Annotated in this window: 14 protein-coding genes; 3 read left to right on the top strand and 11 right to left on the bottom strand. The window is 67.6% G+C overall.

Annotation, left to right across the window (positions count from 1 at the left end; translation table 11 throughout):
* Positions 1-5: 5 nt before the first annotated feature.
* Both EET10_RS05375 and glmS read right to left on the bottom strand, forming a co-directional pair.
* Complete coding sequence (locus EET10_RS05375; RefSeq protein WP_051490179.1) at positions 6-731, bottom strand: rhomboid-like protein; 726 nt, start codon at positions 729-731, stop codon at positions 6-8.
* Between the two features lie 55 nt (positions 732-786).
* Positions 787-2655, bottom strand: coding sequence for a glutamine--fructose-6-phosphate transaminase (isomerizing) (gene glmS, locus EET10_RS05370; protein ID WP_036398315.1), 1869 nt, complete (start codon positions 2653-2655; stop codon positions 787-789).
* Positions 2656-2800: 145 nt separating this feature from the next.
* On the opposite strand from glmS, the gene EET10_RS05365 reads away from it, so the two are divergent.
* Genes EET10_RS05365 through EET10_RS05355 form a run of 3 tightly spaced genes read left to right on the top strand, consistent with a single transcriptional unit; the run spans position 2801 to position 5105 of the window.
* Positions 2801-3640 carry a dienelactone hydrolase family protein gene (locus tag EET10_RS05365; RefSeq protein ID WP_063467671.1) on the top strand — a complete coding sequence of 280 codons (840 nt, stop codon included), beginning with the start codon at positions 2801-2803 and terminating at the stop codon, positions 3638-3640.
* 44 nt (positions 3641-3684) lie between these two features.
* Positions 3685-4035: a nuclear transport factor 2 family protein gene (locus EET10_RS05360; RefSeq protein ID WP_063467670.1), complete on the top strand. Its 351-nt coding sequence runs from the start codon at positions 3685-3687 to the stop codon at positions 4033-4035.
* Positions 4036-4061: 26 nt separating this feature from the next.
* Positions 4062-5105, top strand: a complete 1044-nt coding sequence (locus EET10_RS05355; protein WP_063467686.1) for an LLM class F420-dependent oxidoreductase — start codon at positions 4062-4064, stop codon at positions 5103-5105.
* Positions 5106-5110: 5 nt separating this feature from the next.
* On the opposite strand, the gene EET10_RS05350 is transcribed toward EET10_RS05355, so the two are convergent.
* From EET10_RS05350 to eccCa, 9 genes are all read right to left on the bottom strand, one after another.
* The gene (locus EET10_RS05350; protein ID WP_122501954.1) at positions 5111-6499 is read right to left on the bottom strand and encodes a hypothetical protein; all 1389 of its coding nucleotides are present in this window, start codon (positions 6497-6499) and stop codon (positions 5111-5113) included.
* Between the two features lie 2 nt (positions 6500-6501).
* A complete protein-coding gene (locus EET10_RS05345; RefSeq protein ID WP_036398323.1) occupies positions 6502-6840 on the bottom strand; it encodes a hypothetical protein in 339 nt (112 codons plus the stop codon).
* Between the two features lie 43 nt (positions 6841-6883).
* Positions 6884-8218: a phosphoglucosamine mutase gene (gene glmM / locus EET10_RS05340; RefSeq protein WP_036398325.1), complete on the bottom strand. Its 1335-nt coding sequence runs from the start codon at positions 8216-8218 to the stop codon at positions 6884-6886.
* A gap of 138 nt (positions 8219-8356) precedes the next feature.
* Positions 8357-8809, bottom strand: a complete 453-nt coding sequence (gene rpsI, locus EET10_RS05335; RefSeq protein WP_036398327.1) for a 30S ribosomal protein S9 — start codon at positions 8807-8809, stop codon at positions 8357-8359.
* Positions 8806-9249 (bottom strand): 50S ribosomal protein L13, encoded by a 444-nt coding sequence (rplM, locus tag EET10_RS05330; protein ID WP_036398329.1) that lies wholly within the window; start codon positions 9247-9249, stop codon positions 8806-8808. The genes rpsI and rplM overlap by 4 nt, the downstream gene beginning before the upstream one ends.
* Before the next feature lie 298 nt (positions 9250-9547).
* Positions 9548-9850 carry a WXG100 family type VII secretion target gene (locus tag EET10_RS05325; protein ID WP_036398331.1) on the bottom strand — a complete coding sequence of 101 codons (303 nt, stop codon included), beginning with the start codon at positions 9848-9850 and terminating at the stop codon, positions 9548-9550.
* Between the two features lie 23 nt (positions 9851-9873).
* On the bottom strand, positions 9874-10197 hold the full coding sequence (locus EET10_RS05320) for a WXG100 family type VII secretion target (protein WP_122447176.1): 324 nt from the start codon (positions 10195-10197) through the stop codon (positions 9874-9876).
* A gap of 77 nt (positions 10198-10274) precedes the next feature.
* Positions 10275-11504 (bottom strand): type VII secretion-associated protein, encoded by a 1230-nt coding sequence (locus EET10_RS05315; RefSeq protein WP_122502745.1) that lies wholly within the window; start codon positions 11502-11504, stop codon positions 10275-10277.
* Positions 11501-15115 carry a type VII secretion protein EccCa gene (eccCa, locus tag EET10_RS05310; RefSeq protein WP_122501953.1) on the bottom strand — a complete coding sequence of 1205 codons (3615 nt, stop codon included), beginning with the start codon at positions 15113-15115 and terminating at the stop codon, positions 11501-11503. Before eccCa ends, EET10_RS05315 begins: the two co-directional genes overlap by 4 nt.
* Positions 15116-15209: the final 94 nt, after the last annotated feature.

The raw sequence follows: 15209 nt of genomic DNA, 5'->3' as shown, positions 1-15209 counted from the left end.
GTGGCTTAGACGGTATGGGGGGCCGGTGCCTCCTGCGAGCCTCGCTTGCGGAAAATCTCCTTGAGCCTCGCCGGATTCCAGGCCGGCCGTTGGCGTTCTCGAGCCATCGGATAGAAGGCCAGGCCGATGAGGATGGCCGTGAAGTGCCCGATCGCGGTGAAGTCCAGTTCGGTCTTGTCCATAGTGATCAGCGGGAAGCCGAAGATGACGAACAGCACGCCCAGGTAGCCCCACCGCCACGGCTTGGCGATGTGGTAAGTCAACACGGCCATCACCCCCACCAGGAAATAGCTGACCCCGATATCGCGCGACTGCACCAGACGTTCGGACGCGTCACGCATTTGGATCGCGAAGTAGAGCAAACCCTCGCTGAAATAGGTAGCGCCGATGTGAGCGGTCAGTCCTACTGTGAGCCAACGCAACTGGCCAAGCCAATGCTCGGCGGGAGCGAGAAACAGCGTGAACAGTAAAAGATAGGGCTCCAGGTTCCGGCCGTCGATCCACAACAGGCTGGAGAACAGCACCTCCAGCGGATCTCGCCCCAGGTGCCTGATGTTGGTCGACCGGTGCAGCAGGACGGTGTGCAACTGGCGCCCGGTGAGCTGGTTCTGGATGATCGTCGTGATCGCCAGTACCAACAGCCAGGTGTACGTCAATGGCGCGTTGCTGACGAAATGCCACACCGCAAGCACCCAACTGCGTACTCGCGTCGACACCGATACATGCGTCACGCATCAACTTTTGCATGTCTGGCCTTGCCACGTGAAGCGACGGGCCGTGCGTCAGTTACTCCACGGTAACGGACTTGGCCAGGTTGCGCGGCTTGTCTACGTCGTAACCCCGGGCCTGGGCGACCGCGGCGGCGAACACCTGAAGCGGGATGGTCGACAGCAGCGGTTGCAAAAGCGTTGACACCGCAGGGATTTCGATCAGGTGATCGGCGTAGGGACGGACGGTTTCGTCGCCCTCCTCGGCGATCACGATGGTCACCGCGCCCCGGGTCTGGATCTCGCGAATATTGGACAGCAGCTTTGCGTGCAATGTGGCCGAGCCCTTGGGTGAGGGCATGATGACGATCACCGGCAGGTCGTCTTCGATCAGGGCGATCGGGCCGTGCTTGAGCTCGCCGGCCGCGAAGCCCTCGGCGTGCATGTAAGCCAGTTCCTTGAGCTTGAGCGCACCTTCCAGCGCCACCGGGTAGCCGACATGGCGACCCAGGAACAGCACCGTCGACGACTGCGCGAACCGGTAGGCCAGGTCGGCGACCGGCTTGACTCCGGAGATGACCCGGGCCACCAGATCGGGCATCGCTTCCAGTTCGCGGTACTCGCGTTCGACCTCGTCGGGGTACTTGGTGCCGCGAGCCTGCGCCAAGGCCAGACCGAGGAGGTAGTTGGCGGCGACCTGCGCCAAGAAGGTCTTGGTGGAGGCGACGCCGATCTCCGGGCCCGCGCGGGTGTACAACACCGCATCGCACTCCCGTGGGATCTGGGAGCCGTTGGTGTTGCAGATCGCCAGCACCTTGGCCTTCTGCTCCTTGGCGTGGCGGACCGCTTCCAACGTGTCGGCCGTTTCCCCGGACTGCGAGACCGCTACAACGAGGGTGCTGCGGTCCAAAACCGGGTCGCGGTAACGGAATTCGCTCGCCAGCTCCACTTCCACCGGCAGTCGCGTCCAGTGCTCGATGGCGTATTTGGCGAGTAGCCCGGAGTGATACGCCGTGCCGCAGGCGACCACGAACACCTTATCGATGTCGCGCAGTTCCTGATCGCTCAAGCGTTGTTCATCGAGCACGATCCGGTTGCCGACGAAATGCCCCAGCAGCGTATCGGCCACCGCGGTGGGCTGTTCGGCGATCTCTTTGAGCATGAAGTACTCGTAGCCGCCCTTTTCGGCGGCCGCCAGGTCCCAGTCGATATGAAACTCACGCGCATTCGCATCGTCGGGGTTGCCGTCGAAGTCGGTGATCCGGTAGCCGTCCGCGGTGATCACCACCGCCTGGTCCTGGCCGAGTTCGACCGCGTGACGGGTGTGTTCGATGAACGCGGCCACGTCGGAGCCGACGAACATCTCGCCGTCACCGATACCGAGCACCAACGGAGTCGAGCGGCGGGCAGCGACGATGGTGCCGGGATCGTCGGCGTTGGCGAAGACCAGGGTGAAGTGGCCCTCCAGCCGGCGCAGCACGCACAGCACCGAGGCACCGAAATCGCCGGCGGTGTCGCCCTGGTGATACGCCTGCGACACCAGGTGCACCGCGACCTCGGTGTCGGTGTCGCTGGCAAACTCCACGCCGGCCGTCTCCAGCTCCTGGCGCAGCATGGCGAAGTTTTCGATGATGCCGTTGTGGACGACGGCGATCTTGCCGGCGGCGTCGCGGTGCGGGTGCGCGTTGCGGTCGGTGGGACGACCGTGGGTGGCCCAGCGGGTGTGGCCCAAGCCGGTGGTCCCGGTCAGCTCCGACGGCGCCATGTCGGCCACCGCCGCCTCCAGATTGGCCAGCCGGCCGGCACGGCGGCGCACTGTGAGCTTGCCCTCACCGTCGACCACGGCCATGCCCGAGGAGTCGTAGCCGCGGTACTCCATCCGGCGAAGCGCGTCCAGGACGACCTCGCAGGCAGGACGCGGCCCCACGTAGCCGACAATTCCGCACATAGCAGACCAGGGTAGTGCAGCCGCCACCAAGACGACGGCTGCACGAGGCAGACCGAGGTAGTGCAGCCGCCACCCAGGCGACCCTATTGCCACGACCCCGGTGGACGACTGGACCCATCGTCAGAGTCACCGCTAACGTCGACGGGTGGCCCGCACCCGCACGCTCTTCGCCGCCCTCAACCGCCGTGGTCCCCACCGCGTTCTGCGCGGTGACCTCGCCTTTGCCGGCCTACCGGGGGTGGTGTACACCCCAGAAGCCGGACTCAACCTGCCCGGTATCGCCTTCGGCCACGACTGGCTGACCTCCGCCACCCGCTATTCGGGACTGCTGGAACACCTCGCGTCATGGGGCATCGTGGCCGGAGCTCCCGATACCCAACGGGGCTTGGTGCCGTCGGTGCTGAACCTGGCCTTCGACCTGGGTGTTGCGCTCGACATCGTGGCGGGGGTGCGGCTGGGTCCCGGCCAGATCAGCGTCCACCCCGCCAAGCTGGGGCTGGTCGGACACGGCTTCGGCGGCTCGGCCGCGGTGTTCGCGGCGGCCGGCATGCCCGCCAAACCATCAGCCGTGGCGGCGATCTTTCCGACAGTGACCGCTCCCCCGCCGGAGCAGCCCGCAGCGACACTCAAAGTCCCGGGCCTGATCATGAGCGCACCAGGAGATCCCAAGACGTTGACGTCCAACGCCCTCGAGCTGTCGCAGGTGTGGGACACTGCCACGCTGCGCATCGTCAGCAAAGCCAAGGCCGGTGGCCTGGTCGAGGGCAGGCGGCTGACGAAAGTGGTCGGGCTGGCCGGCGCGGACCGCAGGACGCAGCGTTCAGTTCGGGCGCTGCTCACCGGATATCTGCTGTACACCCTCGACGGCAACAAGGCGTATCGCGAGTTCGCCGATCCCGATGCGCGGCTGCCCAAGACGGACGCGCTGGATCCGGAGGCTCCTCCGGTGACCCCAGAAGAGAAGATCGTCACGCTGTTGAAGTGACGCGCTGCGGTGTGCTGACGCCCGGAGCCGGGTAGTTACGCACTATGCCGACTGTGCAAGTGCTCTACGGCCGCTGGATTACCGAACTCTGGGCCGGCCGCCGAATCGGCACCGAAATCGTGACCGAAGACTTCGTGGGTCATTGGCCAGGCCGCGACATCCATGGACCTGCCGAGCTTGAGCAGATCATCGATGAGACGCGAAACATGTTCGCGGACTTGAACTTTGCCATCGAAATCGGCCAGCTGTGCAACGGTGACTGGGTCGCCGGCCGCTGGGTGGGCACCGGCCACGGCCCGGGCGGGTCGGAGGTCTTCACCGGCAACGACATCTTGCGCCTCAGCGCCGACCGGCAACGGTTCGCGGAGTATTGGACGGGTACCTCGACAGGCTGAGCGCTGCGCCGTGGTAAGTGTCGTTGATGCGCATCGGCATTGCCCTGGACTACTCGGGCGGCTTTCACGACGCCGTCGACCGCGTCGTCGAACTGGAGAAGGCCGGCATCGACATCGCGGTGGTGGCGGAGGCGTATTCCTTTGACGCCGTCAGCCACCTGGGGTACCTGGCGGCCCGGACCACCCGCGTGGAATTGGCCTCCGGGGTACTTCCGATCTATATCCGCACGCCGTCGCTGCTGGCGATGACCGCCGCTGGCCTGGATTTCGTCTCCGACGGCCGCTTCCACCTCGGGATCGGCACGTCCGGACCGCAAGTGATCGAGGGCTTCCATGGCGTCGAATTCGACGCCCCGATAGGCCGTACCCGCGAGGTGGTGGAAATCTGCCGGCAGATCTGGCGCCGGGAGCGGCTGCACTACGCGGGCAAGCACTACCAGATCCCGCTACCCCCCGATCGCGGAACAGGTTTGGGTAAAGCCCTGCAGCTGATCAACCATCCTGTGCGGGAACGCATTCCGATATCGATCGCCGCACTGGGACCAAAGAACGTCGAACTGACCGCGGAGATCGCGGAGGGCTGGCAGCCGGTGTTCTTCTATCCGGAGAAGGCTGACGGGGTCTGGGGGGAAGCGCTGGCTACCGGCGCCGCCAAACGAGATCCTGCGCTGGGACCGCTGGACGTGATGGTCGGTACCTCGCTGGCGATCGGGGAGGATGTCGAGGGGCGGCTCGGGTGGACGAAACCGCAACTGGCCCTCTACATCGGCGGCATGGGCGCCAAAGGCCGCAACTTCTACCACAGCCTGGCCACCCGCTACGGCTTCGGGGCGGTCGCAGACCGGATCCAGGAGCTGTACCTGGCCGGCCGCAAACGAGAGGCGATCGACGCGGTTCCCGACGAGCTGGTGCGCGGGATCGCGCTGATCGGGCCGCGGGGCCACGTCGCCGAGCGACTGGCCGCCTTCGCCGACGCCGGTGTCACCACGCTGTTGGTCAGACCGGTGACCGCCGATTCCGGTGAAGCGGTGCGCTATGTCGAGGAACTGCTACGCCTACGCCCCTCCTGACCCGGTCACTGCCCCGCCTTCGGAAGTTCGTCCGCGGCGATCTCGCAGGGGGTCGACCCATTCGTGGCCGATTGCGATGGCGACCCGTTCACCGGAGCCGAGGCAGGCGGTGGTCCGCCGGTCCGCGGTTCAGTCACCAGCGGCCCGGCAGCCGGAGGTTCAGCGTCCGGCGCCGCACCGACGCCCGGCGGTTCGGCGCCGGACGGTAGTCGCGCGACCGGTGGCATTGCACCCGCGGCGCCAACAGTTCCGGTGCCAGACCCCGGCTCGCCGCCTTCGCCGGCCTCTCTGGCGTCGGCTATCTTTCCCGCCTCGTCTGGTTCGGCATCGTCGGCGACGTCGTCACCCATGGGATCGTCGGGCACGGCCGGACTCTCCGAAACCGCGGGGTCGGCAAGCGGTCCGGTCGCCGTCGCCAGCAGGTCCGCCATCGCATCGACAATTCGGCCGGCGAGTTCACCCAGCCCGCCGTCTTCCGCGAGTCCACCCGAACCGCCGAGCGGAGCCGCCGCACCATCGCCCATCGCGGCTCCCAGTCCCGATGGCGTCGGCGCGGTGGCCGGGGCTGCGGGGGTCGCCGGCGCAACCGCAGTCTGAGCGGGAGCCGGGTCCGACGGCACGGTGTCCAGCACGCCCGTGGCGGGTATAGCTGCCGCTTTCGGCGCGGTCGGCCATGCGGGCCGGGCAGGGCGCCAGCCGGGGCCGAGGTCCCCGGCAATCTCGAAGCACGTCCGCGGCGCGGCGGCCAGCCGGTCGGTGACCATGTCGTAGGACGCCGTCACCCCGGCCAGAGTCGAATTCATCGCGGTCAGCCAGTCGCCGCGAATATCGTTGTCTACGTATGGCATGACCTGGCCGCGAAGCACCTCCTCGGCACCAGCCCGGTCTCCCGCTCCGCTCAGCACTGTGCCGGCCGCGGCCGACCACAGCGACCGCTGTGCGAGAGTGCGATCGTCGATGGCGACGGCCGTCGCCACCTTGGCATCGATCAGCTGCCACAGGTTGTCACGCAGTGACTCGCAGCGTTGCGCGGCCGCGCGCACCTCGGTGGCCAGCGTGGTTGCGCCATCGCAGTGCCGCTGCAGAAAGCGCACGGCGGCGTCGGCTCCGGGTCCCGCCCACGCGGTCGCCAGCTCCAGCACCTGCGCACGCTGTATTCGCAGCGCTTCGCTGATCGCCGTACACGCGGCCCGCAGCTGCGCGCAATCGGAGTCCAGTGCGTGCAGGTCGAGTCCCTCTTCGCTGTCGTACCAGTCGCTGATCTGGGCGGGACGTGATGTCAGGTCCGGGTGGTGGTAGCCAAGCCGGCGGCAGGCCAGCAGGTACGTCTCGGTTCGCTCGACCGCGGGCCGTCCTTCCGCGAGGCGTTCGGCGACGTCTAGGCGATCAGCCACGATCAGGCGATCCGGCCGGCGGCGAACAGATCGGCATCGGCATAACGCTGGGCGCCGGCCCGCAGCGCGACGGCGATCTCGGCGGCAGCACGAGACCATTGCGACAACTCGGCGGCCAGCCGATCCAGGCCCGCACGCAACGCCTCACCGCGCTGCGAGTGCGCCCGGCCGGCGCAAGCACCGCCAAAAGTCAACCGGGACAAAAGGTCTACTGCTACGTCTTCGACGAGGTCGGCCGCGGCGCCAATCTTGTCGGCGACCGCAAGCACCGCCGTCACGTCAATAGCGCTGCCGGCTTCGATAGCGCTGCCAGCGTAGTTTGTTCCATGATCGAGTCTCATGCTTGGTTCGACGCCGAATACGGCGCCCGGGTTCCGCCGAAATTCAGCGCGCAGCGCTCACCGCATCGGCGACGCTGGCCGCCAACCGCCGAGCGACATCCTCGTCGGCCGCCTCCACCATGACGCGAATCATTGGTTCAGTTCCAGAGGGGCGCAACAGGATTCGGCCCGTATCGCCCAGTTCTGCCGCAGCCCTGTCGACGGCCGTCTGGACCGACGGCGCGGCGGCGGTGGCCTTGTCGGCAACCTCGACGTTGATCAGCACCTGGGGCAACGTCTGCATCGCCGATGCCAGGGAGGCGAGCGACGAGCCGGTCTGCACCATGCGGGTCATCAGCCGCAGCCCGGTGACGATGCCATCTCCGGTCGATCCCAGCGCCGGCATCACGATATGGCCGGATTGCTCACCGCCCAGGCTGTAGTCGCCGGCGCGCAATTCCTCGAGGACGTAGCGGTCACCGACGGCGGTGGTGCGCACGGTGACGCCGGCGGCGCGCATGGCCAGGTGCAGGCCGAGGTTGCTCATGACCGTGGTCACCAACGTGTCGGCGGTCAGTTCGCCGGCTTCCCGCATGGCCAGTGCCAGCACCACCATGATGGCGTCGCCGTCGACGAGTTCACCGTTGGCATCGACGGCCAGGCAGCGGTCGGCATCGCCGTCGTGCGCCAGACCCAGGTCGGCACGATGCGCAATGACCGCCGCGCGCAGACAATCCAGGTCCGTCGATCCGCAGGAGTCGTTGATGTTGACTCCGTTGGGTTCGGCGTTGATCGCGATCACTTTGGCCCCGGCGGCGCGATACGCGCGCGGCGCCACGGCCGAGGCGGCGCCGTGCGCACAATCGACGACCACGGTGAGCCCGTCAAGCGGCGTGGTGCTGGCCTTGCTCACCTGACGCAGGTAACGTTCCGCCGCGTCCTCGGCGTCGACGACACGGCCGATCCCGGCGCCGACCGGACGCAGCCCGGGACCGGATGCGACCAGGTTCTCGATCTGATCCTCGGTGTCGTCGTCGAGTTTCTGGCCGCCGGCGCCGAAGATCTTGATGCCGTTGTCGGGCATCGGGTTGTGCGACGCCGAGATCATCACCCCGAAGTCGGCGTCGTAGGCGCCGGTCAGGTACGCCACCGCCGGTGTCGGAAGCACCCCGACCCGCAGCGCGTCCACACCTTGGCTGGTCAGCCCAGCGATCACGGCGGCCTCCAGCATTTCGCCGCTGGCCCGAGGATCACGGCCGACCACGGCAACCCGCCGGCCCGGTTCACCCGAACTCGCCAGGTGCCGCGCGGCGGCGGCGCCCAGCGCCAGGGCCAACTCTGCGGTCAGCTCGCGGTTGGCGACCCCGCGCACACCGTCGGTACCAAATAGTCGACCCATGCGGACAAACCTCTCACAGTTAACGTCTTGCACCCAAAGGTGCCCATTTCTTTCTCGCCGAAACCGTGCCCGCGGGTACGCCGACACGCCGCACACGATGCATAAAAGGCACGGTTGCGGCCAGAAAGTGATGTTCGATCAGCGCTTGCTGTACTGAGGCGCCTTGCGGGCCTTCTTCAGCCCGTACTTCTTGCGCTCGGTGGCACGCGGGTCGCGGGTGAGGAACCCGGCCTTCTTCAGCGGAGGCCGGTCCTCCGGATTGGCCAGAATCAGCGCGCGCGCTATGCCGAGGCGTAATGCCCCCGCCTGGCCCGACGGGCCGCCGCCGTGGAGGTGGGCGAAGATGTCGTAGCTTTCCACCCGGTCAACCGTGACCAGCGGAGCCTTGATGAGCTGCTGGTGCACCTTGTTGGGGAAGTAGTCCTCCAGGGTGCGGCCGTTGAGGTCGAACTTGCCGGTGCCGGGCACCAGACGCACCCGCACCACGGCTTCCTTGCGGCGTCCGACTGTCTGGATGGGCCGTTCGAACACGAACGATTCGCCGTGGACTGGCTGGCTCTCGACGACGGGAGCCTCGCTGATTTCGGTCACTGCGCCACCTGCTTGATCTCGAACGGAACCGGCTGCTGCGCGGTGTGGGGATGCTCCGGCCCGGCGTAGACGCGCAGCTTGCGCTGGATCTGACGGCTCAGCTTGTTCTTGGGCAGCATCCCGACGATCGCCTTTTCCACCACACGATCGGGGTGTTTTTGCATCAGCTCGCCGATGGTGCGCTTGCGCAGGCCGCCGGGATATCCCGAGTGGCGATAAGCCATCTTGTGGCGCAGTTTGTCGCCGCTGATGGCGACCTTGTCGGCGTTGACGATGATGACGAAGTCGCCACCGTCGACATTGGGCGCGAACGTCGGCTTGTGCTTGCCGCGCAGCAGGTTGGCCGCTGCGACGGCAAGGCGGCCAAGCACCACGTCCGTGGCGTCGATGACGTACCACGACCTCGTGGTGTCACCCGCTTTGGGCGCGTATGTAGGCACAGCGCTTACCACACTTTCTCTCGGGCGGATCCCGGTGCGACCCGGGTGCCGGTCAGGCGTCGACGGTGAGCGTCAACGATGGGCTTGTTCTCGGCGACCGACATTGACCCGAGGCCCCGGCGTACCGCACGCCAACGGAGCAGCTTACCGACGGCGATCCCCGCAGGTCAAAATCGCCGCAGGTCAAGCTCTCCGCAGAGCAAACTCGCCGCAGTTCAAACTCGCCGCCGTTCAAAATCACTGTGCGGTCCCGACGGCTCTCCTCCGTCGGGACCGCACAGAGTTCAATGGGGCCTGCTCAACGCCCCCAACTACCGGCTGCCCGGCGGTCGGCTTGCGCCACCTCCTCGGCGCCGTCGCGGACGGCATTTCCCAAGTCGACCAGGATCTCGTTGAGGGCGCTGGCCGCCTGATGCCACCTGAGCTGCTCGAGTTGGTATGCGGCCGCCGCTTCCCGAGTCCAGAGTTGCTGCAACGGCGCGATGCGGGATCTCAGCTCCTCGAGCGCGGCGTTGAAACGCGCCGAGGTGGTGTGGATCTCCTGACGAACGCTGTATTCGATGGCGTCGAAGTTGTACGACAATGCGGTGTCTGTGGTCATATCCGCTGCTGGGTCCTCTCCCGTCACAGGTTCCCGCCGGCTGCGGCGATATGGTGGGCATGGCTTTGACCGGCATCACGCAGCATGGCCTCGTTGTGCCGAATGGTTTCGGCGATCGCGTGCAACACGTGGTACAGCCGCGTCGACTCGGCGTTCCAGCGCTCCACCACGTCTTTGAATCGCGCGGCCGCCATCCCGCCCCAGGTCGACGCCGGCACGCTGCTGATCCGGCCGATGAATGCCTGCAGCATCGCCCGGATTTCCTCGTTGCGCGCGTCCGTCGTGGCCGCGACCGACCGCAGCAGGTCGAAATCGGCATTCAGTGCGTTCGGGCTCACCTGTTCCATCTCCAATTGCTCCCCGGTTCTTGACACCATGTACGACTATCGGCGACGCGATTCGGTTCCGTCCGAATTTCCGCGACTCAGCCGACCACATGCGCGGACCGCACGGCACGTTCACAGACGTCGCGGACGGCGTCCTGCGCACCGCGTCTGCTCTGGCATCCGATGCTCATCCGGACGCCGCCGTCGAGTAACACCGTCCACCACACGTCATGTCCGGCGCGCAGCTCGCGGTAGGTCACCGCGGGCCGGCCGGCGCTGACGCCGGACGGGTTGAAGTCGACGAACACACCGGCTGGTTCGGCGTCGACGGCCCGTCGCAACCGTTCGACGGTCTGCGTCATCGTTTCCCCGGGCACCTGCGATTGGGTGATGTGCAGCGCCACCTCGGGATCTGTCGGCGACGTGAGCTGTACTCGAGCCGAACCCGGCCCGCCGATCACCCGCTGCGTGGGCCAGCCGGCGGGAACAGTGAGCGCGACGCGGCCTTCCACCAGAAACGTCGTCGGCGCCACCGGCACCGCGGTGGCGCCGTGACGCGCCGTTGCGGCCACCGCCAACACCGTCAAGGCGGCGCCGGCGGCCGCCAGTCCCGCGAACCTGCCGGCGCGAGCTCCCCGCTCCACCCACGGGGACCCACCCGAAGACCTCGACGGCTCCTCCGGCACGTTCTTCGCCAGCTGCGACAGTCGAGAATCATCGACCTCGGTGACGGCTTGGCGGCCGCGCAACGCACCCGCGATCGCCCTGGCAAGCGTTGTCGCGCCAGCGACGCTGCCCGGCATGTCGATGACCACCGCGGCCCCGGTGCCCCGGGTCATGCCGGCGACGACCCCGGCGACCTCGCCGGCCACCACCCGAGTCTTCGCCAAGCGCGGCACGGCGGTCATCACGTCGGAGTCGACGACGGCAACCAACCGATCCGCGATCTCCACCACGACGTTCTCCGCGGAGGCCGACGCGGCGGCCTCCGCGGCGGCTCGGGTGAGCAGCCACGACCGCGGCCGCACCACGAGCTCACCGGCAGTCACCGCCCGGGCCGCGCTGGTGACCACACCCACCCGCGCCACCGGCCACCACGACGGATGCACGAGGACCATGCCGTCGCCGTGGTCGCGCGCCAGTCTGCGCAAGGTGGCCGACCACAGCGTCGCGACGGCGACCGGCCGCTCACCGACCAGCGCCACCCGGTCGTCGATCGCATCCAGGGCAGCCGCGCGTACCTCGGCATCGGCGACAACACCTGCGCCACAACACAGTCGGCGGATGGAGTCGGGGCCGGCAGCGATCACCACCGGATGCGTGCTCATGACGGCGGACTCCACGCCACCTGGACCCGTCGCTCGCCACCGGTTCGGCTGATCAGGACACCGCGGCCCGCGGGCAACGGGCCCGGGCGGCTCGAGCCGAACAACGCGCCTTCCTCCGGACGTCCGCTCATCATCAACGCCATGCAACCGAAGTCACGCAGACCCGCCAGCAGTGGCTCGAACATGGCGCGTGCGGCTCCGCCGCTGCGTCGCGCAATCACCAGGTGCAGTCCGAGATCCGTTGCATACGGCAAGTATTCGAGCGCAGCCAGCAGTGGGTTGCCCGCAGCTGTGGCGACCAGGTCGTAGTCGTCAACCACCAGATAGATATCCGGTCCGGCCCACCAGGACCTGGCACGCAACTGCGCCTGGCTCACGTCGGCGGGGGGCATTCGTTGTTGCAGCAGCGATACCACGCCCGGCAGCATTGCCTCCAATGCCGGCACCGACATGGCATAGCCGCCAAGGTGTTCCGACTCGACAACACCGAGCAGGGCGCGCCGAAAGTCGACGATGAAAAGTCGGGCCTGGGCAGGGGTTCTGGCACGGACGACCTCCCGGCACAGCAGGCGGAGCGTGGCCGACTTGCCGCACTCGTTGTCGCCGATAATCACCAGATGAGATTGATGTTCGAAATCGATTGCAGTGGGCCGCAGTTCGCGCTCTTCGAGACCGATCAGGATGCGCTGGTCGCCTGCGATGCGCAGGACGCCGTCGTAGTCCACCCGCGCGGGCAACAACGGTATCGGCGGCGCTACCGCGTCACCGCGGTGGCGACACATATCGACTCCGTTCGGCCCGGGCAGGGCGACCATCATGTGCGAACCGTCGGGCGCAAGCCCACGTCCCGGTCGGTCTCGGGGCACCTGCTGCGCCTGCCTGCGGTCCACTTCGGAATCAGCGGGGTCGCCGAGACGCAGCTCGATCCGGGTGCCGATGTGGTCCTTGAGCGACGGCCTGATCTCCGCCCATCGCGACGCCGACACCACCACGTGAATCCCGAATGAAAGGCCCTGTGCTGCGAGCGCTGTGATCGGCTCCTCCAGGTCTCCGAATTCATGGCGCACCGTTGCCCAGCCGTCGACCACCAGAAAGACGTCAGCGGGCCGACCGCAGCTCCCGTTTTGCTCGCATGCCGATGACTCCCGCGACCGCAGCACCGACTCCAGCTCGGCGACCATGCGCCAGACCAACTCCGGGTCCGAGCGTCCAGCGAGCGCCCCGACATGCGGCAGGTCGCGGATCGCGGCCAGGGCACCGCCGCCAAAGTCCAGGCAGTAGAACTGGACCCGGCCCGCATCGTGGTTGGCTGCCAGTGCGGTGATCAGCGTGCATAAGGCCGTCGACTTGCCCGATCGGGTCGCGCCAACGACCGCGACATGTCCTGCGGCCGCGGACAAGTCGACAGTCAGTGGCGAGCGGGACTGGTGAAAAGGCCGGTCTACGACCCCGATCTGCACCATCAGCTCGCGCCGCGCATCGTCGGCCAACAGGGCATCCAGCGCCGGTGCCTCCTGCAGCGGCGGCAACCAGACTCGGTGCGCGGGTGGACCGTGACCGGCCAATCGGTCCAGCACCGCATGAAACACGCTGCGCGCGGTCCCGGCACTCGCCTCGGCGGCGCCCGTGACCGCTCCGGCATGCTCGGACGTGAACAGCCGCACCTCCTGCGGCAGGGCCGATCGAGCCCCAGCCCCGGGCGGCAGCGGTCCCGAAACGAACGCGGTCTGGAACCGGGTCAGCTCCCCGGTGGCCGTACGCAGCCAGCCGGCGCCCGGAGCGTTGGGCAACTCGTAGGCGTCGAGTGTTCCCAAGACGGCCCGTGAGTCGGCGGGGGACAACGTTTTCAGGCACACCCGGTAGGACAGGTGGGCTTCCAGTCCACGCAGCCTGCCCTCGTCGAGCCGCTGACTGGCGAGCAGCAGATGCATCCCCAGCGAGCGGCCGAGCCGGCCGATCGCGACGAATACCTCGGCGAAATCGGGGTGCTGGCTCAGCAGTTCGGAGAACTCGTCGACGATGATGAAGAGCGTCGGCAGGGCGACCAGTCGGGCGCCGCCGCGGCGCGCATTCTCGTAGGCTGCCACGCTGACGAAGTTGCCGGCCGTCCGCAGCAGCTCTTGCCGACGGTTCATCTCGCCGGCCAGGGCCTCCTGCATCCGGGCGACCAGCGGCGCCTCATCGGACAGATTGGTGATGACAGCGGCCACGTGCGGCGCCCGGGCCAAGTCGAGAAACGTCGCGCCGCCTTTGAAATCGATCAGCAGCAGATTCAGCACCTCGGGGCAATTGCGCGCCATCATGCCCAGCGCCACGGTGCGCAACAATTCCGACTTCCCCGAACCGGTGGCGCCGACACAGAGGCCGTGCGGTCCCATACCGTTTTCGGCGGGTTCCTTGATATCCAGTTCGATCGGGGTACCGTCGGCTCCGGTTCCGATCGGCGCGCGGAGCCGGTCCCGGGTGTTCTGGTTGCGCCACACGGCGGCCGGGTCGAAGGTATCGACCGCACCGATGCCGAGCGATGCGGGCCAATCTGAGCCGGCGGTAGGGCGGTCGCCCCGGTGGCTGGCACTGTACGCCGCCAGCCGGCGCGCGCAAACTAGCGCGTCAACCGGGTCCATCCGGTCGACACGGGCCGGCGTCTCGGCTGCGCCGCCATGCCGGAGCACCACGGCCGCACCATCGCGGCAGCGGCCGACCGCAAGGATCATCGCACCTTTGAACGGGGTACCGGCACGTTCGTCGGTGTCGACGATCACCACAGTCGGCAGCGCCCCGCCGCTGAGCGAGGCGTGTGCAGCCGCCCAAGTGGCATACACCATCCGAGCCGAGCCCAGCGAGTCGACACAACGTTGATGTTGGTTGTGCGGCAACCACTTCACCCAGTCCCAGTGTCCCCGATTCCGGTCGCCGGCCACCGCTGCGATCGACACCTGATCCGGCGGGTGCAGCACCGCGAGTTGACAGACCATCGCGCGGATCAGCGCACGCACCCGGGCCGCGTCGCCCTCGATGGTGATGGCCTCGCATAGCGAGATCACCAGGGGCGCATCGGTAATCGTCGAATGCGCACGGAGAAAGCGGCGTAGCGCGGTCACGGTGACCAGATCGGCTTGCTGCCCGGCCGGCAGCGGCGGAGCCACCAAACGGGTTGCCAGCGACCGGGTTCCACGGCCGACACGCACGCGGCAGAAGTCGGCATCGTCAGCGCGGCGCTCCCACATCCGCGGTCCACCGACCAGGGTGAACAGCACGTCGGGCTCAGGATGCGTCCAATTCAGTGAGGAATGCTGCGCCACAGCGATTTCGGTGGCGGTAGCGCGCAGGCCGGTCAGGTATCGGAGGTAGTCCAGGCGCTCGCCGTCCAGGCCGCCATCGCGGCCGCGACCGAGACCGGTTACCGCGGTGACGACCAGCGACGCCACCGTCATCGCCGGGAACGCCAGAAACACGGGGCTGCGGGTTGCCGACGATCCTGAAAGGAAGGCCACCGCCGTAATGGCCAGCATCACAACCGATACCGCAATCGGCGCAACGCGCACCAGCAGACCCGGTGACGCGGATCGCGGCACCTCTGGTGGCGGTGCGACCACCACTTCGGCTGTCACAGTGCGACGACGCTAGGCAGCGCCGCAACCGGCCGCAAGTCAGCTGTGCACAGCCGGATACGGCGCCGGTCCAATCCGGTTAAGGTGCCGCTGA

The sequence above is a fragment of the Mycobacterium pseudokansasii genome, assembly GCF_900566075.1.
Taxonomy (GTDB): domain Bacteria; phylum Actinomycetota; class Actinomycetes; order Mycobacteriales; family Mycobacteriaceae; genus Mycobacterium; species Mycobacterium pseudokansasii.
Note: the sequence above shows the minus strand (reverse complement) of the source record. Positions and strands in the feature narration are given on the sequence as shown.

Bases quoted from the DNA above. Each gene is read 5' to 3' on its own strand.
- glmS (WP_036398315.1), bottom strand. From the start codon at position 2,655: ATGTGCGGAATTGTCGGCTACGTGGGGCCGCGTCCTGCCTGCGAGGTC.
- EET10_RS05360 (WP_063467670.1), top strand. From the start codon at position 3,685: ATGCCGACTGTGCAAGTGCTCTACGGCCGCTGGATTACCGAACTCTGG.
- EET10_RS05355 (WP_063467686.1), top strand. From the start codon at position 4,062: ATGCGCATCGGCATTGCCCTGGACTACTCGGGCGGCTTTCACGACGCC.
- EET10_RS05345 (WP_036398323.1), bottom strand. From the start codon at position 6,840: ATGAGACTCGATCATGGAACAAACTACGCTGGCAGCGCTATCGAAGCC.
- glmM (WP_036398325.1), bottom strand. From the start codon at position 8,218: ATGGGTCGACTATTTGGTACCGACGGTGTGCGCGGGGTCGCCAACCGC.
- EET10_RS05325 (WP_036398331.1), bottom strand. From the start codon at position 9,850: ATGACCACAGACACCGCATTGTCGTACAACTTCGACGCCATCGAATAC.
- EET10_RS05320 (WP_122447176.1), bottom strand. From the start codon at position 10,197: ATGGAACAGGTGAGCCCGAACGCACTGAATGCCGATTTCGACCTGCTG.
- EET10_RS05315 (WP_122502745.1), bottom strand. From the start codon at position 11,504: ATGAGCACGCATCCGGTGGTGATCGCTGCCGGCCCCGACTCCATCCGC.